This window comes from Desulfatiglans parachlorophenolica, assembly GCF_055394735.1.
The window spans coordinates 3,652,728-3,668,321 of the sequence record NZ_AP042460.1; the positions used below are offsets into that span (position 1 = coordinate 3,652,728).

At 57.4% G+C, this 15,594-nt stretch carries 18 protein-coding genes; 11 read left to right on the top strand and 7 right to left on the bottom strand.

Annotated features, from left to right (window positions below):
- The first annotated feature begins 12 nt into the window (after window positions 1-12).
- The 7 genes from ACZ500_RS17040 (at window position 13) to ACZ500_RS17070 (ending at window position 6,721) form a co-directional block, all read left to right on the top strand.
- A complete protein-coding gene (locus tag ACZ500_RS17040; protein WP_464228601.1) occupies window positions 13-156 on the top strand; it encodes a hypothetical protein in 144 nt (47 codons plus the stop codon).
- A gap of 7 nt (window positions 157-163) precedes the next feature.
- A complete protein-coding gene (locus ACZ500_RS17045; RefSeq protein ID WP_464228602.1) occupies window positions 164-289 on the top strand; it encodes a hypothetical protein in 126 nt (41 codons plus the stop codon).
- Window positions 290-400: 111 nt separating this feature from the next.
- Window positions 401-1,312 carry a phosphoribosylaminoimidazolesuccinocarboxamide synthase gene (locus ACZ500_RS17050; RefSeq protein WP_464228604.1) on the top strand — a complete coding sequence of 304 codons (912 nt, stop codon included), beginning with the start codon at window positions 401-403 and terminating at the stop codon, window positions 1,310-1,312.
- A gap of 5 nt (window positions 1,313-1,317) precedes the next feature.
- Entirely contained in the window at window positions 1,318-1,944 is a 627-nt protein-coding gene (locus tag ACZ500_RS17055; protein ID WP_464228605.1) for a hypothetical protein, read from the top strand.
- Window positions 1,945-2,232: 288 nt separating this feature from the next.
- Entirely contained in the window at window positions 2,233-2,838 is a 606-nt protein-coding gene (grpE, locus tag ACZ500_RS17060; RefSeq protein ID WP_464228606.1) for a nucleotide exchange factor GrpE, read from the top strand.
- Between the two features lie 66 nt (window positions 2,839-2,904).
- Entirely contained in the window at window positions 2,905-4,812 is a 1,908-nt protein-coding gene (dnaK, locus tag ACZ500_RS17065; protein ID WP_464228607.1) for a molecular chaperone DnaK, read from the top strand.
- A 34-nt stretch (window positions 4,813-4,846) separates the two neighbouring features.
- A complete protein-coding gene (locus tag ACZ500_RS17070; RefSeq protein WP_464228608.1) occupies window positions 4,847-6,721 on the top strand; it encodes an ABC transporter substrate-binding protein in 1,875 nt (624 codons plus the stop codon).
- On the opposite strand, the gene tatC is transcribed toward ACZ500_RS17070, so the two are convergent.
- From tatC to ACZ500_RS17105, 7 genes are all read right to left on the bottom strand, one after another.
- Window positions 6,718-7,506 (bottom strand): twin-arginine translocase subunit TatC, encoded by a 789-nt coding sequence (gene tatC, locus ACZ500_RS17075; protein WP_464228609.1) that lies wholly within the window; start codon window positions 7,504-7,506, stop codon window positions 6,718-6,720. The genes ACZ500_RS17070 and tatC overlap by 4 nt on opposite strands.
- Window positions 7,499-7,864 carry a twin-arginine translocase TatA/TatE family subunit gene (gene tatA / locus ACZ500_RS17080; protein WP_464228610.1) on the bottom strand — a complete coding sequence of 122 codons (366 nt, stop codon included), beginning with the start codon at window positions 7,862-7,864 and terminating at the stop codon, window positions 7,499-7,501. Before tatA ends, tatC begins: the two co-directional genes overlap by 8 nt.
- A 48-nt stretch (window positions 7,865-7,912) precedes the next feature.
- On the bottom strand, window positions 7,913-8,410 hold the full coding sequence (locus ACZ500_RS17085; protein WP_464228611.1) for an N-acetyltransferase: 498 nt from the start codon (window positions 8,408-8,410) through the stop codon (window positions 7,913-7,915).
- A complete protein-coding gene (locus ACZ500_RS17090) occupies window positions 8,410-9,051 on the bottom strand; it encodes an SPOR domain-containing protein (RefSeq protein ID WP_464228612.1) in 642 nt (213 codons plus the stop codon). Before ACZ500_RS17090 ends, ACZ500_RS17085 begins: the two co-directional genes overlap by 1 nt.
- Before the next feature lie 12 nt (window positions 9,052-9,063).
- Window positions 9,064-10,740 carry an arginine--tRNA ligase gene (gene argS / locus ACZ500_RS17095; RefSeq protein ID WP_464228613.1) on the bottom strand — a complete coding sequence of 559 codons (1,677 nt, stop codon included), beginning with the start codon at window positions 10,738-10,740 and terminating at the stop codon, window positions 9,064-9,066.
- Complete coding sequence (gene alr, locus ACZ500_RS17100) at window positions 10,737-11,852, bottom strand: alanine racemase (RefSeq protein WP_464228615.1); 1,116 nt, start codon at window positions 11,850-11,852, stop codon at window positions 10,737-10,739. The genes argS and alr overlap by 4 nt, the downstream gene beginning before the upstream one ends.
- A 181-nt stretch (window positions 11,853-12,033) precedes the next feature.
- Complete coding sequence (locus ACZ500_RS17105) at window positions 12,034-12,162, bottom strand: hypothetical protein (protein WP_464228616.1); 129 nt, start codon at window positions 12,160-12,162, stop codon at window positions 12,034-12,036.
- Between the two features lie 429 nt (window positions 12,163-12,591).
- On the opposite strand from ACZ500_RS17105, the gene ACZ500_RS17110 reads away from it, so the two are divergent.
- The 4 genes from ACZ500_RS17110 to yajC all read left to right on the top strand — a co-directional run bounded on the left by ACZ500_RS17110 (window position 12,592) and on the right by yajC (window position 15,410).
- Window positions 12,592-12,777 carry a DUF2065 domain-containing protein gene (locus ACZ500_RS17110; RefSeq protein WP_464228617.1) on the top strand — a complete coding sequence of 62 codons (186 nt, stop codon included), beginning with the start codon at window positions 12,592-12,594 and terminating at the stop codon, window positions 12,775-12,777.
- 54 nt (window positions 12,778-12,831) lie between these two features.
- Window positions 12,832-13,884, top strand: a complete 1,053-nt coding sequence (gene queA / locus ACZ500_RS17115) for a tRNA preQ1(34) S-adenosylmethionine ribosyltransferase-isomerase QueA (RefSeq protein WP_464228618.1) — start codon at window positions 12,832-12,834, stop codon at window positions 13,882-13,884.
- 135 nt (window positions 13,885-14,019) lie between these two features.
- Window positions 14,020-15,090 (top strand): tRNA guanosine(34) transglycosylase Tgt, encoded by a 1,071-nt coding sequence (tgt, locus tag ACZ500_RS17120; protein ID WP_464228619.1) that lies wholly within the window; start codon window positions 14,020-14,022, stop codon window positions 15,088-15,090.
- The gene (gene yajC / locus ACZ500_RS17125) at window positions 15,087-15,410 is read left to right on the top strand and encodes a preprotein translocase subunit YajC (RefSeq protein WP_464228620.1); all 324 of its coding nucleotides are present in this window, start codon (window positions 15,087-15,089) and stop codon (window positions 15,408-15,410) included. The genes tgt and yajC overlap by 4 nt, the downstream gene beginning before the upstream one ends.
- Window positions 15,411-15,594 lie beyond the last annotated feature (184 nt).

The window sequence follows — 15,594 nt, forward strand, 5'->3', positions numbered from 1 at the left end:
TCCGATCCGGAAATGGTCTTTTTTGCCAATCTCGGCGTCAATCTGCTCGTTTGCTTGTGCGGCGACCCACAGGTCGCCTCCGCACAAACGCTTGATTTCCTTGATATTGGCAAAAAATCCTCATTTCCGGATCGGAAACTAGGGCATCTTCGTTAAAATTACTATGGTCTTTTTTGCCAATCTCGGCGTCAATCTGCTCGTTTGCTTGTGCGGCGACCCACAGGTCGCCTCCGCACAAACGCCCACTTCGGGCGCCGCCCAAAACTTGCTTGACAGAACCGCGTTTTGAACATAAAGGTAGCGTTTCGAAAATCGCCGGGGTGCAGGCGTATATCCAACGAACGGCCGAAAATGATTTTTCGGTTCCGGCGAACGATGAACTGAGCGAGGGCTTTATCCTATGGCCGATCAAATCCTACGTGAGAGCGTTTTTCCCGGCCTCAAACTCCTCCGTCGAGGCAAGGTTCGGGACGTCTATGAAATCGAGGATGAACTCCTTATCGTGGCAAGTGACCGCATTTCAGCCTACGATGTCGTCATGGCCGATCCTATCCCGGACAAGGGGAAGATCCTGACAGCCCTTTCCCTTTTCTGGTTCAGGCAGTTGGAATCGATCATCGAGCATCACGTCATCACCGCCGACGCATCCCTCTACCCCGCAATCTGCCGGCCATACACGGATGCCCTGCAGGGTCGCAGCATGCTTGTCAGGAAAGCTCGTCCGCTCCCTGTCGAGTGCATCGTCCGGGGCTACCTCTCCGGCTCCGGCTGGGCGGAATATCAGGAAAAAGGAAGCATCTGCGGCATCGCGCTTCCGGCTGGGCTTACGGAATCCTCACCCTTGCCGAAGGCCATCTTTACGCCGTCCACCAAGGCCGAAGACGGCCGGCACGATGAAAACATCTCCTTCGAGGAGGCCAGCCGGATCATCGGCAGGGAAACCGCGGAGGCCGTCCGGCGTCTGAGCCTTCGGATCTATCAGTACGGAAGGGATCTCGCCGCCGAACGGGGCATCATCGTCGCCGACACCAAATTTGAATTCGGGCATGTCGACGGACGCCTGATCCTGATAGACGAGGTCCTCACGCCCGATTCGTCCCGTTTCTGGCCTATGGATTCCTACCAGCCCGGTGCCCCTCAGAGAAGCTTCGACAAACAGTTTCTCCGCGACTATCTGACCGGGATCAAATGGCCCAAGAAGTCGCCCCCACCCCCCCTGCCGGAGGAGATCATCTTCAAGACGCGGGAAAAATATCTCGAGGCCCTTCAGAGGATCACCGGACAGGGTCTTACGGACATCGTGAAAGGGTAAGCGGCATGGAAAACAAACCGATCATCTGTTTTATCGACGATTCCGACTTCGAGCACGCTCTCGTTCGGGAGGAAATCGCCCCGCAGGCCCCCCGCTTCGAATTCGTGCAGGCCAAGACCTTCGAAGAGGCTTGTCAGCGTCTGAGTGAACGGATACCCGCCCTGTTTTTGCTGGATTTATGGGGCCAGGACCCATCCGTTGCATCCCCTTCCATCACCCCGAGGCAGGAAGTCGAGCGGAAAGTCGCCGGATTCCCGGGCCTGGATCAGGTGTATGCTGGGCTTGAAGGCTTTTCGGGGGATGTCAACAACGAATATCTGAAGCGTTTTTTCACGATCGTAGACTGCTGGAGACACCTTTTCGAAGAGGTGTGCGCCCGTGTCGGCCAGAACCGTGAATACGGCCTCTACAACCTCGAACAGGCCAGAAAACGCTACCCCGGAGTACCGGCGGTATTCTACACCCGGAAATCCCTGATCAACGACGCCGTGGCCCTTTTCAAGGCCGCCGCCGACGGGCTTTTCATCAAACCGACCGGCTCGACGGACGAAGAGACCCGCTCGCTGACGCGGGCCTTTGCCCCTGCCCTGCTTCGAGATATCGAAACCCGTATCCTTCCGAACCGTCCATAGTTGCGCTCGGCAATGGGCCTTCCGTTGGCCCTGCAGCGGCTTTGCACACGGGGCTGCGGCGCGGTTTTCCGCAGGGCCTGAGCCCCCGCATTTCCCTCCTCTGATCCTTGCGCGCCATGCCTTCCTGCCCTTTCTGCCCGTAAAACACAGCCCAATCCTGTGCAAGCTGGAAAAATCTTTCGGCTTTTCAACTTGACAAGCCTTTCAAGATGCTTAGGTTTGCTTCTAGCCGTCCGAAACGGTCGGCGGCACCGTTTCAACTCCAACAAATGGGAGCGGACAGGAAGAATGAACGATATTTCTGAGGCTGATCGCAACCGGGAAGCTTCTCGCGAAAAGGCGGATCATCACCAGGCATCCGATGAATCCGCAGGTGGCGGGAAGGAAACCAAGTCGAAACCGGTGGAAGAGATGAGCCGCGAAGAACTCCTCCAGAAACTGGAGGAAGCTCAGGATACAGCCGATAAACATTTCGATCTTTATCTCCGTTCACAGGCCGAGATCGAAAATCTCAAGAAGCGATTCCAGAAAGAAAAGGATGGGTTGATCCGATTTGGAAACGAAGCGCTGATCAAGCAGCTTTTGCCGGTCGTCGACAATCTCGAAACCGCTCTGACCCACGCTGAGGACGAAAAGGCCTTGGAGGCTTTGCGCGAGGGTGTCAGGCTGACCCTCAAAGGGATGAGGGACGCCCTGCACAAAGAAGGGGTTTCCGAAGTCAAAGCGCTCGGGGAGCCTTTCGATCCCCACTTTCACGATGCTATATCGGAACAGGAAGACGCCTCTGTCGAGCCCCGTACCGTCATTCATGAACTGCAGAAGGGTTACCTGCTGAACGAAAGGCTCGTGAGACCGGCTACCGTAGTCGTCAGCAGAAAAAACAGCGAGGGTTGATTCCTCCAAAAGGGCTGTTCCGTACTCGTCATAAAATATTGTGCTTGAAAATCAGGAGGCAGGGAAATGGCAAAAATCATAGGAATTGATCTCGGTACCACCAACTCTTGTGTGGCCGTCATGGAAGGCGGCGATCCGGTGGTGATCGCCAATGCCGAAGGCGCACGAACGACGCCGTCCATTGTTGCCTTTACAGATAGCGGAGAGCGGCTGGTCGGCCAGGCGGCCAAACGCCAGGCCGTTACCAACCCGGAAAATACCGTGTTTGCAGTCAAACGGCTCATTGGCCGAAAGTATGATTCCGCCGAGGTCCAGAAAGATCTGGGCGTTCTCTCTTACAAGATCAGCAAGGCCCCAAACGGCGATGGCCACGTATCGATCAAGGGCAAGGACTACAGTCCGGCTGAGATATCGGCGATGATTCTTCAGAAAATGAAACAGACCGCCGAGGATTATTTGGGCGAAAAGGTGACGGAAGCCGTCATCACGGTGCCGGCTTACTTCAACGACAGCCAGCGACAGGCGACCAAAGACGCCGGGAAAATCGCCGGTCTGGAGGTCAAGCGGATCATCAACGAACCGACGGCGGCCTCTCTCGCTTATGGGCTCGACAAGAGAGGCGATCGCAAAATAGCCGTTTTCGACCTCGGGGGCGGAACCTTCGATATCTCCATTCTAGAGATCGGCGAAGGGGTGTTCGAGGTGAAATCCACCAACGGAGACACCCATCTCGGGGGGGAGGACTTCGACCTGCGCATCCTGGATTATCTGGCCAACGAATTCAGGAAGGATCAGGGAATCGACCTGCGCAACGACAAGATGGCGCTCCAGAGGCTGAAGGAAGCGGCCGAAAAGGCCAAGATGGAGTTGTCCGGATCGACGGAGACGGACATCAATCTCCCGTTTATCACGGCGGATGCAAGCGGCCCCAAACACCTGAACATCAAGCTCAGCCGTGCGAAACTCGAGGCCCTGGTGGATGACCTGATCCAGAAAGTCGTCGGACCCTGTCAGACAGCCCTCAGAGACGCCGGGCTGAAGGCCAGTGATGTCGACGAAGTCATCCTCGTAGGCGGGATGACCCGGATGCCGAAGGTCCAGGAAAAGGTCCGGGAGATCTTCGGCAAAGAACCCAGCAAAGGCGTCAACCCTGACGAGGTGGTCGCCGTTGGCGCCGCCATCCAGGGCGGTGTCCTCAAAGGGGAAGTGAAGGATGTTCTCCTACTCGACGTCACGCCGCTTTCGCTTGGGATCGAAACCCTCGGAGGCGTATTTACCAAACTGATCGATAAAAATACGACCATTCCGACCAAGAAGAGTCAGATCTTTTCCACTGCAGCGGACAACCAGCCTGCCGTCGAGATCCACGTCCTTCAGGGAGAGCGTGAGATGGCCTCCGGCAACAAGACCCTCGGGAGATTCCAGTTGGTCGGGATACCGCCTGCTCCACGTGGGCTCCCCCAGATCGAAGTCACCTTCGATATCGACGCCAATGGCATCGTGAATGTTTCTGCAAAGGACATGGGCACCGGCAAGGAGCAGTCGATCAAGATCACAGCCTCGAGCGGCCTGTCCGAACAGGAGATCAACCAACTGATCAAGGATGCCGAACTGCACGCCGACGAAGACAAGAGGAAAAGGGAGTTGATCGATGCCCGCAACATGGCCGATTCCCTCATCTACAGCACCGAGAAATCGATCAAAGAGGTCGGCGACAAGGTAGACGAATCTACGAAAGCCGACATTCACCAGGCCATTGAAAACTTGAAAAAGGCGATGGAAGGGGATAATGTCGAGGAGATCAAGCGTTTGAGCGAAACCTTGACCCAAAGCTCCCACAAGCTCGCCGAAGCCATGTACGCGAAGGCCAGCCAGCAGCAGACCCAGCAAACAGGGCAGGAAGCCGGGCCCCAGGGCGGCGGGCAAAAAGACGAGGACGTGGTGGATGCCGATTTCGAGGAAGTCAAAAAATAAAACAATGATCCCCGTGTCATCCGTGAGAAGGGCCATGCCCGCCTTGCTGGCGGGCATGGCCCTTCTTCTGTTCTCCTGCAGACCCCAGTTGCCCTTGACCACCCCGCACAAGACCGCCGAAAAGCCGTTCCTGATCACCAAGGCGGAATCCTATGAAAAGCTCGGCCAAACCGAAGCGGCCCTCAGCACCTATGAGCGTTACCTGTCCGAGCACCCAGGCGGAGCCTACACGGCTCTGTCCATGCATCGTTTGGCACGCCTGTATTCCCGGCAACAGAGCTATGAAAAGGCAGCGGAGATCTATCGCAGGCTGCTCGCATCGACGCCGCAATACCCTGCGGCCGCCGAGGTGCGGTATGAGTTGAGCCGCGTCCTGTATCTCAATGGGGATTACCAGACCTCCCAGAAAGAGCTGCTTCAATGGCTTTCCATGTATCCCTCTCATGGCTTGCGTCCTCAAGTTCTTTTGCTGCTTGGGGAGGATTCGAGGGCGCTCGCGGACCTGCCGGAGGCTTTCACCAGATATCTGCAAGCCGAAGATGCCTTCCAGGGAGATGCGGAATCCATGGAGCAGGCACGGGCGAAGGCTTTGGAGGCGATCAACGGCGCCGATGCCGCGCAGTTGGAAAGGATGAGGCGGTCTACAACCGAGAGAAACTACCTGGAAAAAATCCAGTACCGGATGGCAGAGCTTTACTTCCAAGGCCATGATCTGGAAAAGGCCGCAGACCTCGCGCGCGTCCTTGCGGCGGAAAGCCATGATCCCAAGACCGCCGAAGATGCAAAGAATCTACTGGCAAGAATCGAATCCGCCCGTCGGGTGAAACCCTATTTGATCGGCTGCGTGCTTCCCTTGAGCGGTCCTTACAGCCTTTACGGTCAAGAAGTCCTGAACGGGATGCAGCTGGCGTTGGGTATTTTCGCCCCCTCCGAACCAGGCGCCCCGTTCGAACTGGTAATCCGAGACTCAGGAGCGGACCCGAAAGAGGCCCTTCTCGGGTTGGAGCAACTGGTTCATGACGAGCGCGTGTTAGCCATCATCGGGCCTTTGGCGAGCAAAACCGCCTCCGCCGTAGCCGCTCGTGCTCAGGAACTCCAAATCCCGATCATCACCCTGACCCAGAAGGAGGGCATCACTGACCTCGGCGATTGGGTCTTCCGCAATATGTCAACTCCCCGCCAGGAGGTGGAAACTCTTATCACGAAGGCCTTCGGTGGCTTGGGCCTGCGCAGGTTCGCCGTGCTTTATCCCGATAACCCTTACGGGCGGACCCTCTCGGAGCTTTTCTGGGAGCAGGTCAACCTGAACGGCGGCGAGGTGAGCGTCATGGAGTCCTACAGACCGGGGCAGACCGATTTTTCGGAGCAGATCCTGAAGCTCGGAGGTGTCGCGGCTTTAAAAACCCGCTCCGGAGCCGACAAAAACACCCGTCCCACGCTCCACTTCGAAGCCGTGTTCATTCCGGACAATGCTCAGAGCGTGGCCATGATCACACCACAGCTCGTCTACCACAACATCTCAGGGGTCCAGCTCCTGGGCACCAGCCTGTGGCAGTCACCCCAACTCATTTCTCTGGCTGCGGATTACATCCAGGGAAGCGTTTTTCCGGCCGGCTTTTTCCCCGCTGACCCCCATCCTCGGACACAGGCCTTCGTCTCGAGCTACCAGCAAACCTTCATGAAGGCACCGGACCTCCTTGCCGCGACAGGGTACGATACGATCATGCTCCTGTCGGAGGTGCTCCGGCAACGGAACGTCCAAAACCGTGACGATCTGCGCAGGGCGCTGCTCGAGGTACGGGATTTCGACGGCGTTACCGGAAAAACCGCCTTCAGGCAAAACGGCGAGGTAGACAAGGCGCCCTTTCTGCTGACCATTCAGGGCGATCGGGCCGTCCTGCTCCCCTAAGCCCGTTTATCCGGCTTATCTTCCGATTTACCGCCGGTCGCCTCGGGATCATCGGCCGCTGCCTTTTCCTTCCTCTGGGCGAACTTCGAGATGATGATGCTGATTTCGTAGAGCGCAATCAAGGGAACCGCCATCATGCACTGGGTGATGACATCAGGGGGCGTCAGGATCGCGCCGACGATAAATGTCATGAGGATGGCATATTTACGCTTCTTTCTGAGGGTTTCCGGGGTCACCGCCCCCAACCGGGACAGGAAAAAAATCACGACCGGCAGTTCGAAGACCAATCCAAAGGCCAGCAGGAGCTTGATCGAGAAAGAGAAATACTCGCGTACGGAGGGCAACGCCTTGACGTATTCGTTCGAGAGCCCGACAAAAAACTGAAACCCGAAAGGGAACACGACGAGGTAGCCGAAGAGCGCACCTCCGACGAAAAGCACCGTCGATGAAGCGGCAAAGGGGATGACGTAGCGTCTTTCGTTGTGATAAAGACCCGGTGCGATGAAGAGCCAGAGTTCGTAGAAGATCACGGGGGCAGCCGCAAGAAGGCCCGTCACGAAAGCAACCTTGAGATAGGTGAAAAACATCTCGGGCAGATTCGTGAAAATGAGCTTGTCGCCCTCTGGCATCACCGCCTTGAGCGGTTGGATCAACACCTGAAAAAGCTGTTCCGCAAAAAGATAGGCGCCCACAAAACCGACGCCCACGGCAATGGCGCAAACGATCAGTCGTTGCCGCAACTCCTCCAGATGGCCCATAAAAGGCTGCTTCACGTCGTCATCCATCTGTGGTCGACCCCGAATTCTTTTCCTTTGCGGACTGCGGCTCGTCGCTTTGTCCGGTCTCTTGCTTCGACTGCCGGTATTCCTCGACCATCTGGTCATATCCCTCGTAAGTCGGCTTTTTGGTTTCCGGCGCGCCGGGCTTACCGTTCAGACCGCTCACCCCATCGACGAGGTCCTTTTTTACGGATTCGAGATCCTCATCCACCGCCAGGCTTTCCTTGATCTCCTGGGTCGCCTTTCTGAATTCGGCCATCCCGCGTCCCAGCGCCCTGGCCAGATCTGGGAGCTTCTTGGGGCCGATCACGATCAGTGCGATAACCAGAATGATGATCAATTCTGGCATTCCGATGCCGAACATATACCCCCCCTAAACAACTGCCATCCGGTAAGACCCTCCGGAAACGCATCAAAGAGCGCGCATCATCGCTATTTCGTCACAATCCGGAAACTTGGGACACTTCAGGCAATCCGCCCAGACCTTGTGCGGCAAAACCGCTTTATCGACAACCTGGAAGCCGATTTTTCCAAAAAAGGCCGGGACGTACGTCAAGGTAAAGACCCTTTTCAGACCCAGCACACGAGCCTCCAAGAGACAGGCCTCCACCAGCCGCAGCCCCATCCCGCGGCCCCGATAGGCCTCCATGACGGCGAGGGACCGGACCTCGGCCAGATCTTCCCAGCAAACACCTAAACCACAAACCCCCACGACCTGAGGGCCTGAGGAAGGACCACGGGTTTTCTCTGCATCGGCCTGCTCGAGCACAACATAATCCCTCAGATGATCGTAGAGTTCACTCAAAGGCCTCTGAAGGAGAAGCCCCTGCTTGGCATAGTGCGTAAGAATATCGTAGATGCCGTGAACGTCGCCCGTTCTGGCCTTCCTGAGATGCATGTCCGTCTTCATTAGAACCCCGTCTCCATCAAGAAACCGTCCAATCCTTCCTTGCCCGCCAATTCCTCCATGGAGCGTTTAGCCTCCGCCGCGCCCGTAAAAGGCCCGACCCTGACCCGGTAATACACTCGGCCTTTGACCGCCGCTTTGGTAAAATAGGACCGAAATCCCTTTGCGGACAATCGCTTGACCATCTCGGCCGCCCCCTCCTCTGTGTCGAGCGAGGCCACCTGGACCACATAACCCGCGCCTTCCTGTTCAGGCACCAATCGAACCGGCGGTTTTTCCGCCGCTTTGGTTGCGTTTTGGACCTGATCTTTCCGAAGCTTCAGCTCCTCTCTGGCCCTGTTGTTTTTTTTCGACGCCAACTCCTCGTAGAATCGCAGTTCCGGGTCCTCAGCCCCCTCGTCCAAGGGCGGGATAACCGCCTGGCTGACAGGAGCGGGGTCACGTGCAAGCGGCACCCCGGTCTGCCCCTTCGGCAGAAAATTTTTCAGGAATCCGGGACCATCGCCACGCCCCACCATGATCCCCAGGATGAAAATCCAACCCAGCACAACGAGCAGGCCGGCCATCCAGAACAGAAAAGAGCCGATCCCCAGTTCGAGACGATATGTTCGCTTGACCCTTCTGGATCCCCTGCTGGAAGACATAGCCGTTGCCGATCACATCCTCTCCGGTGACGCGACACCGAGAAGCCTCAAACCGTTCGACAGGGTGATCCTGATTGCCTCCACGAGATGGAGCCTCTGCTGACTCAGCAGGGCGTCGTCGCCTACGACGCGGCAATCCTGGTGCTTCGTCCCCAGATTGAAATACTTGTGGAACCGGGCGGCCAAATCGGTCAGATAATACGTCAGGCGGTGGGGCTCCAGCGCTCGGCAGATATCCTGCAGAAGCATGGGGAATTCGGCCATCGCCCTGATGAGGCCCGTTTCCTCCTCCAGGGTGAGACGATCGAGGCCGGTCCGGCCGACCGGCAACCGCTCCAGATGGGATTCCTCGGCCTTCCTGAAGATGCTGCAGATCCTCGCATGAGCGTACTGGACGTAGTAGACGGGGTTATCGCTCTCCTGTTTCTTGACCAGATCCACGTCGAAATCCAGGGAGGAATCGTGGCTCTTGGTTAAAAACACGAATCGAGCGGCATCCACGCCCACCTCCGCCAGGAGTTCCTCGAGGGTCACGTAGGAGCCCGCCCGCTTCGACATCTTCATTTCCTGACCGCTTTTCCAGAGTTTCACCAACTGGATCAGCATGACAGAGAGCCAGTCCGGCGGCAGCCCATAGGCCTGCAGCGCGGCCTGGATCCTAGGAACATAGCCGTGGTGATCCGCTCCCCAGATATTGATAGCCTTGTCGAAGCCGCGCGCGCGCTTCTGGAGGTGATAGGCGATATCCGACGCAAAATAGGTGAATTGGCCGTCCCCCTTGCGAAGCACCCGATCTTTGTCGTCGCCGAACTCCGTCGTCCTGATCCAGAGCGCCCCATCCTTCTCGTAGAGCCTGCCGCCGTCTTTCAATGCCTGAAGCGTCGCACCGAGCAGTCCGGATTGAAACAGCTCACTTTCATGAAACCAGACGTCGAAGCGCACTCGAAAGGCATCGAGATCCCGGCGGATCTCCTCCAGCATGATCTCCTTGCCCGCCTGGGCACAGCAGGCGCAGGCATCCTCCTCCGGCATGGCATCGATCTGCACCCCGCTGCTGACGGTGTCGGCCAGATCCCGGATATATTCGCCATGATACCCCTTTTCGGGAAAGGGGTAGGCGGGGTCCGACACTTGCTTGATGCGGCTGTATATGGACTTTCCCAGCATCTGAATCTGCTGTCCGGCGTCGTTGACATAAAACTCCCGCACAACATCATAGCCGCACCACTCCAGGATCCTGCACAAGGTATCCCCAAGCGCCGCTCCCCGCCCATGGCCCAAATGGAGCGGACCGGTGGGGTTGGCGCTCACGAATTCCACCAGTATCCGCAGGCCCTGACCGAGGGCGCACCGCCCGTAGCCCTCGTTTTCTTCCAGGATACGGGCAAGGAAGGCATGCCACTCGGTGGTTCGGATCCAGAAGTTGAGGAATCCGGGCCCTGCCACCTCCAGGCGCTCGATGAAGCCCTCATCATCCTTCACGTTCTGCTGGATGACAGCCGCGATATCCCGTGGGGAGCGCCTCTGGGAGGACGCCATGGTCATGGGCAGATTCGTGGCGAAATGGCCATGATCGGGATTGTTGGGGACCTCGATGACAAAATTGGGTGGTTCGGTATCCTTCAAAAGCCCCTTCTTGAAGCAATCTGCAATCGTATCTTTCAGTAACTGTTCGATCCTGCTTTTCATTCCAAATATTCCCTGTCATGGCGCGATCCTATAGAGCAGAGGATTTCATAGGAAATGGTTCCCGCCCATTCGGCCATTTCATCGCATGTAATGACGGCATCACCCTGGGCCCCCAGGAAGACCGCCTCATCCCCGGGGCAAACGCCGCCGCAATAGCTCGCATCACAAACGGTAAGGTTCATGCATACCGTCCCTACCACAGGCACCCTTTGGCCATGGAGGAGCACAAGCCCCCGATTCGAGAGACCGCGCGGCAGGCCGTCGGCATACCCGGCGGAGAGCACCGCCAGCGTCGCAGGCGCCGCCGTGTAAAACGTCCTCCCATAGCTGACCGGTGTCCCGGCAGGCACGGTTTTCACCTGAAGAACCTGCCCTCGGAAATGCATCACCGGTTTGAAGGCAGGCCGACCCGCACTTCCCCCGTACAGCAGTATACCGGGCCGGACCATGCTCGAAAGCGATTCGGGGTAGAGCATCATCCCGGCGCTGTTCGCGATATTGTTCAGAGGAAGGGTATAACCCATCGAGCGGGCCCTTTTCACTACATCCTCGAAACAAGCGATCTGGCTTTCGGTAAAGGTCCTGTCTTTCTCTCCTGCGGATGAAAAATGGGACATGAGCCCCTGCAAAGAAAGGAACCGCATCCGCCGCACCCGATCCAGAAACGCAGCCGCGTCGGCCGGCCGGATGCCCAAACGCCCCATGCCGGTATCGATCTTCAGTTGGAAGCCGGTGATTTTACCCCTTCGGCCGCTCTCCTGATCGACGACCTCGAGCATGTCCGCGTCGAAAATCACGGGCGTCAGATCCATGTCCACCGCCGCAGACGCCTCTTCCCTCGAGCAGAGCCCGCAAAGGAGCACCACGGGAAAAGAACCCGCGATCGCCTCCCTCAGTTCGATGCCTTCATGCAGAAAAGCCACTCCAAGGCTATCCACCCGGCATGCCAGCAGGGTGCGCGCCACGGGCACCATCCCGTGGCCATAGGCATCCGATTTGACGACGCCCAGGATACGGACATCAGCCCCCACGGCATCCTTCAGCCGCTCGAAATTTTCTTTGAGCGCTTTCAGATCGATCCATACACGATTCGGTCGGCTTTGATTCTCCACCCGATTCAAACCCCCCGATGCGGCACCTAGCCACCTTCCCTCGTCAAGTGGATTTCTTTTTCAATTTCGGCATCGATCGACGCATGGATTCAAAGGGCGACCTTGCCGGGCCGCCTCGCAAAAAAACGCGCAGATTGACGCCGAGATTGGCCAAAAAGACCATTTCCGGATTGGGAACAAGCTAGTTTCCATCCGGAAAAGAGCATCCAGCGCGGCAAAGTTTCCAATCCGGAAATGAGGATTTTTGGCCAATATCAAGGAAATCAAGCGTTTGTGCGGAGGCGACCTTGCCGGGTCGCCGCACAAGCAAACGCGCAAATTGACGCCGAGATTGGTCAAAAAGACCATTTCCGGATGGAAACAAGCTAACTGATCTTCACGGATAGTTCAAGCGCAATTGCAGCCTACCCGTGGTACTCTGCCTTGACAGTCCCTCGTTCGATCTCTATCATGAGTCGGCATTCGTGCCGGTTCCCTTATCGATGCACAAACCTGATGCGGGCGCGCGGGGGGCTTGGTTCCGTGAAGAAGATTGCCCCCCATCTCGAAAGGGTTCCATGCCATCCCCGAGTCCCTGCGGCTCTCCCTCGCCTGGTTGACAGGTTGTTCACGGCATGGTCTCCGCCCGCCCGGAACGGCGGCGCCCCATCCTGAAACGAATGTCGATGACAGGTGGATTTCCAGTTCGAAACCCGCGCGGAGGAAGAGATCATTCCCGGATGGCCATGAGGTAAACAGGATGCGTTGGCTTTTCTGCCTTTTGGGGCTGTTGCTGATTGTCGAGGGTCTTCCCTACTTTGCCTGCCCTGACAGGGTGAAAAAATGGATGTCGACCATCCAAAAGATCCCGGACGGCCAGCTTCGGATACTGGGGGTGATCTCGATGTCCCTGGGTCTTCTGTTGGCTTATCTCTTCAATGAATAAAAGCATTTGACTTTGAATGAAAGCTCTTTTAGAATTTCAGGTTTAATATAACCAATGTTTGATCTGGATGACTATAATTTCGATTTGCCGGCAGGATTGATCGCCCAGGTTCCCAGTGAGAGAAGAGACGCCTCTCGCCTTCTTGTGCTTGACCGTCGGAACGGGGCAATCCACGACCGGCATTTCCATGATGTTACCACGCTCCTGAACCCCGGAGATCTGCTGGTCGTAAACGACACCCGGGTTGTGCCCGCCCGTCTCGAAGGGAAAAAGGACACCGGCGGCCGGGTGGAACTGCTGGTTCTGCAGCACGGCGAAGGCGGAAGGCCGGAGGCTGTGCGGCTTTGCCTGCTGAAATCCTCCAAACCACCCCGAACGGGAGGGCAGATCCTCCTGGACAATCAGGTCAGAGGGGTGGTTGAAGAGGTCCAGGGAAACGGGGTTGTAAGAATCCGGTTCAACTCCCCTGAAGCCCTCGAGACATTGATCGACGAACGGGGCAGGGTGCCATTGCCTCCTTACATCAAGCGGACCTCGCCCGATGCCTTCGCCGCCCTGGATGCCGAAAGATACCAGACGGTCTATGCGGCCCAAAAAGGTGCCATAGCCGCTCCGACGGCGGGGCTCCACTTCACCCGGGAGCTGATCCAAAGGCTTGAGGAAAACGGCGTTGCGGTTGCCGCCTTGACTCTGCACGTCGGTTTTGGGACTTTTCAACCGGTTCGGACCCCGGATATCCGCCGTCATAGACTGGGCGAGGAGTATTATCGGATCGAGTCCGGCACCGCTGAGTCCATTGCGAAAACCAGGCAGCGCGGGGGCCGGGTCGTGGCGGTCGGCACCACCGTGGTGAGAGCGCTCGAGACAGCTGCGCTGGCAGACGGATCCATAAGGGCTGTCGAAGGCCGGACGCGTCTACTGATTACGCCCGGGCATTCCTTCAAGCTGGTCGACGCCCTGATCACCAATTTTCATCTGCCGAAAAGTTCACTTTTGTTCCTGGTTTGTGCATTTGGCGGGAACGACATGATTCGGAGGGCTTACAAAAAGGCCGTAGAAGATCGATACCGGTTTTACAGTTACGGCGATGCCATGCTGATCCTGTGACAAACCGGCATCAAGCCAGCCGCCGGCTCGATCAAGAGGGAAGGCACGGGGCTTGCGGCGGCCCGCTTGAGCGTATGCTTTTTGAGATTCAGCGTCCAGTATAGATCTCGGGAATGCGAGGGCCGGATCGGCCGTTTGGAGACCGCTCATGGGGGCATCGAAACCCCCGCTTTCATGCCGGTCGGAACTCAGGCATCCGTAAAGGCGGTGTCGCCGGAGGAACTCGAGGAAATTGGTGCGGAAATCATCCTCGCCAATACCTACCATCTGTACCTTCGTCCTGGCCATAGCCTCATCCGGCGGCTCGGTGGGCTGCACCGTTTCATGCACTGGAGTCGGCCCATCCTGACCGACAGCGGAGGCTTTCAGGTCTACAGCCTGGCCAGGCTGCGGACTGTCTCATCCGACGGCGTCGTCTTTCAGTCGCATATCGACGGCTCCCGCCACTTTCTTGGTCCGGAAAAGGCCATGGAGATTCAGCAGGCGCTGGGATCGGACATCATGATGGCCTTCGATGAATGCGTGCCGTTCCCCGCAGCCTATGACGATGTCCTGGACGCCGTCAAACGCACGACCCTTTGGGCGGAACGGTGTGCAGGCTGCAAAGAAGAGGGAAGCGGGGCCCTTTTCGGGATTGTTCAGGGCGGGATGTTCCCCGATTTGCGCGCCCTGAGCGCCCGGGAACTGGTCGCCCTCGACTTCGACGGCTACGCCCTCGGCGGCCTTTCGGTCGGCGAGGATGCAGCGACCAGACTCGCCGTAATCCAGGCCACGCGGCCTTTCCTCCCGGAGGACAAGCCGGTTTACCTCATGGGCGTGGGAACCCCCGCAGATCTCGTGGAGGCCGTTTGCCTCGGCGTCGACATGTTCGACTGCGTCATGCCCACACGCAATGCCAGGAACGGCACCCTGTTTACATCCACCGGCCGCGTGACCATCAAGAACGCCCGTTATACCGATGACGACAGGCCTCTCGATCCCAACTGCGGCTGCTATACGTGCAGGCATTATTCCCGGGCCTATCTGAGGCACCTTTTCATGGCGCGTGAACTACTGGCTTACAGGTTGAATACGATACACAATCTCGCCTATTATATCGATCTCATGCGGGCGGTCAGAGAAGCTCTCAGAACGGAACAAATGGCCTTATTCAGAGAAACGTTCCACCAATCTCAGGGAATCAATCAAAAGAAGGAGGATACATGATGGATTTTTTGGCCCATGCAATGGGGACGAACGGCACAGGCGGCGGGCAGGGAGGGGGCTTCGGCGCCTTCATCCCTTTGATTCTGATGTTCGTGATCTTCTATTTTCTGCTGATTCGGCCGCAGCAGAAAAAGGCGAAGCAGCACAAACAGCTTCTCTCATCCATCAAAAAAGGCGATCGCGTGGTCAGCTCGGGCGGGTTGCACGGCGTCGTCACCGGTTTGACCGATGACGCCGTCACGATGGAAATCGCCCCCAAAGTAAGGGTCAAGGTATCCCGCGGCTCCATTGCCGGAATCATCGGCAGAGAATCCGCCTAGGATCCTCCGGTGCAGCCTTTCCGGCTGCCGCGCAATATGGCAATTCCTTGGCTGAACCAGATGTCATCCGGAAAGGCTTATCAGGTATGGACACCTTTCCAGTCCGGCAAGGGGGGTTTTGGACAATACCCACGACATCGAGCGTTTACATTTAGGCGCCCTGCAGGTCGCCGCACAATTGAAC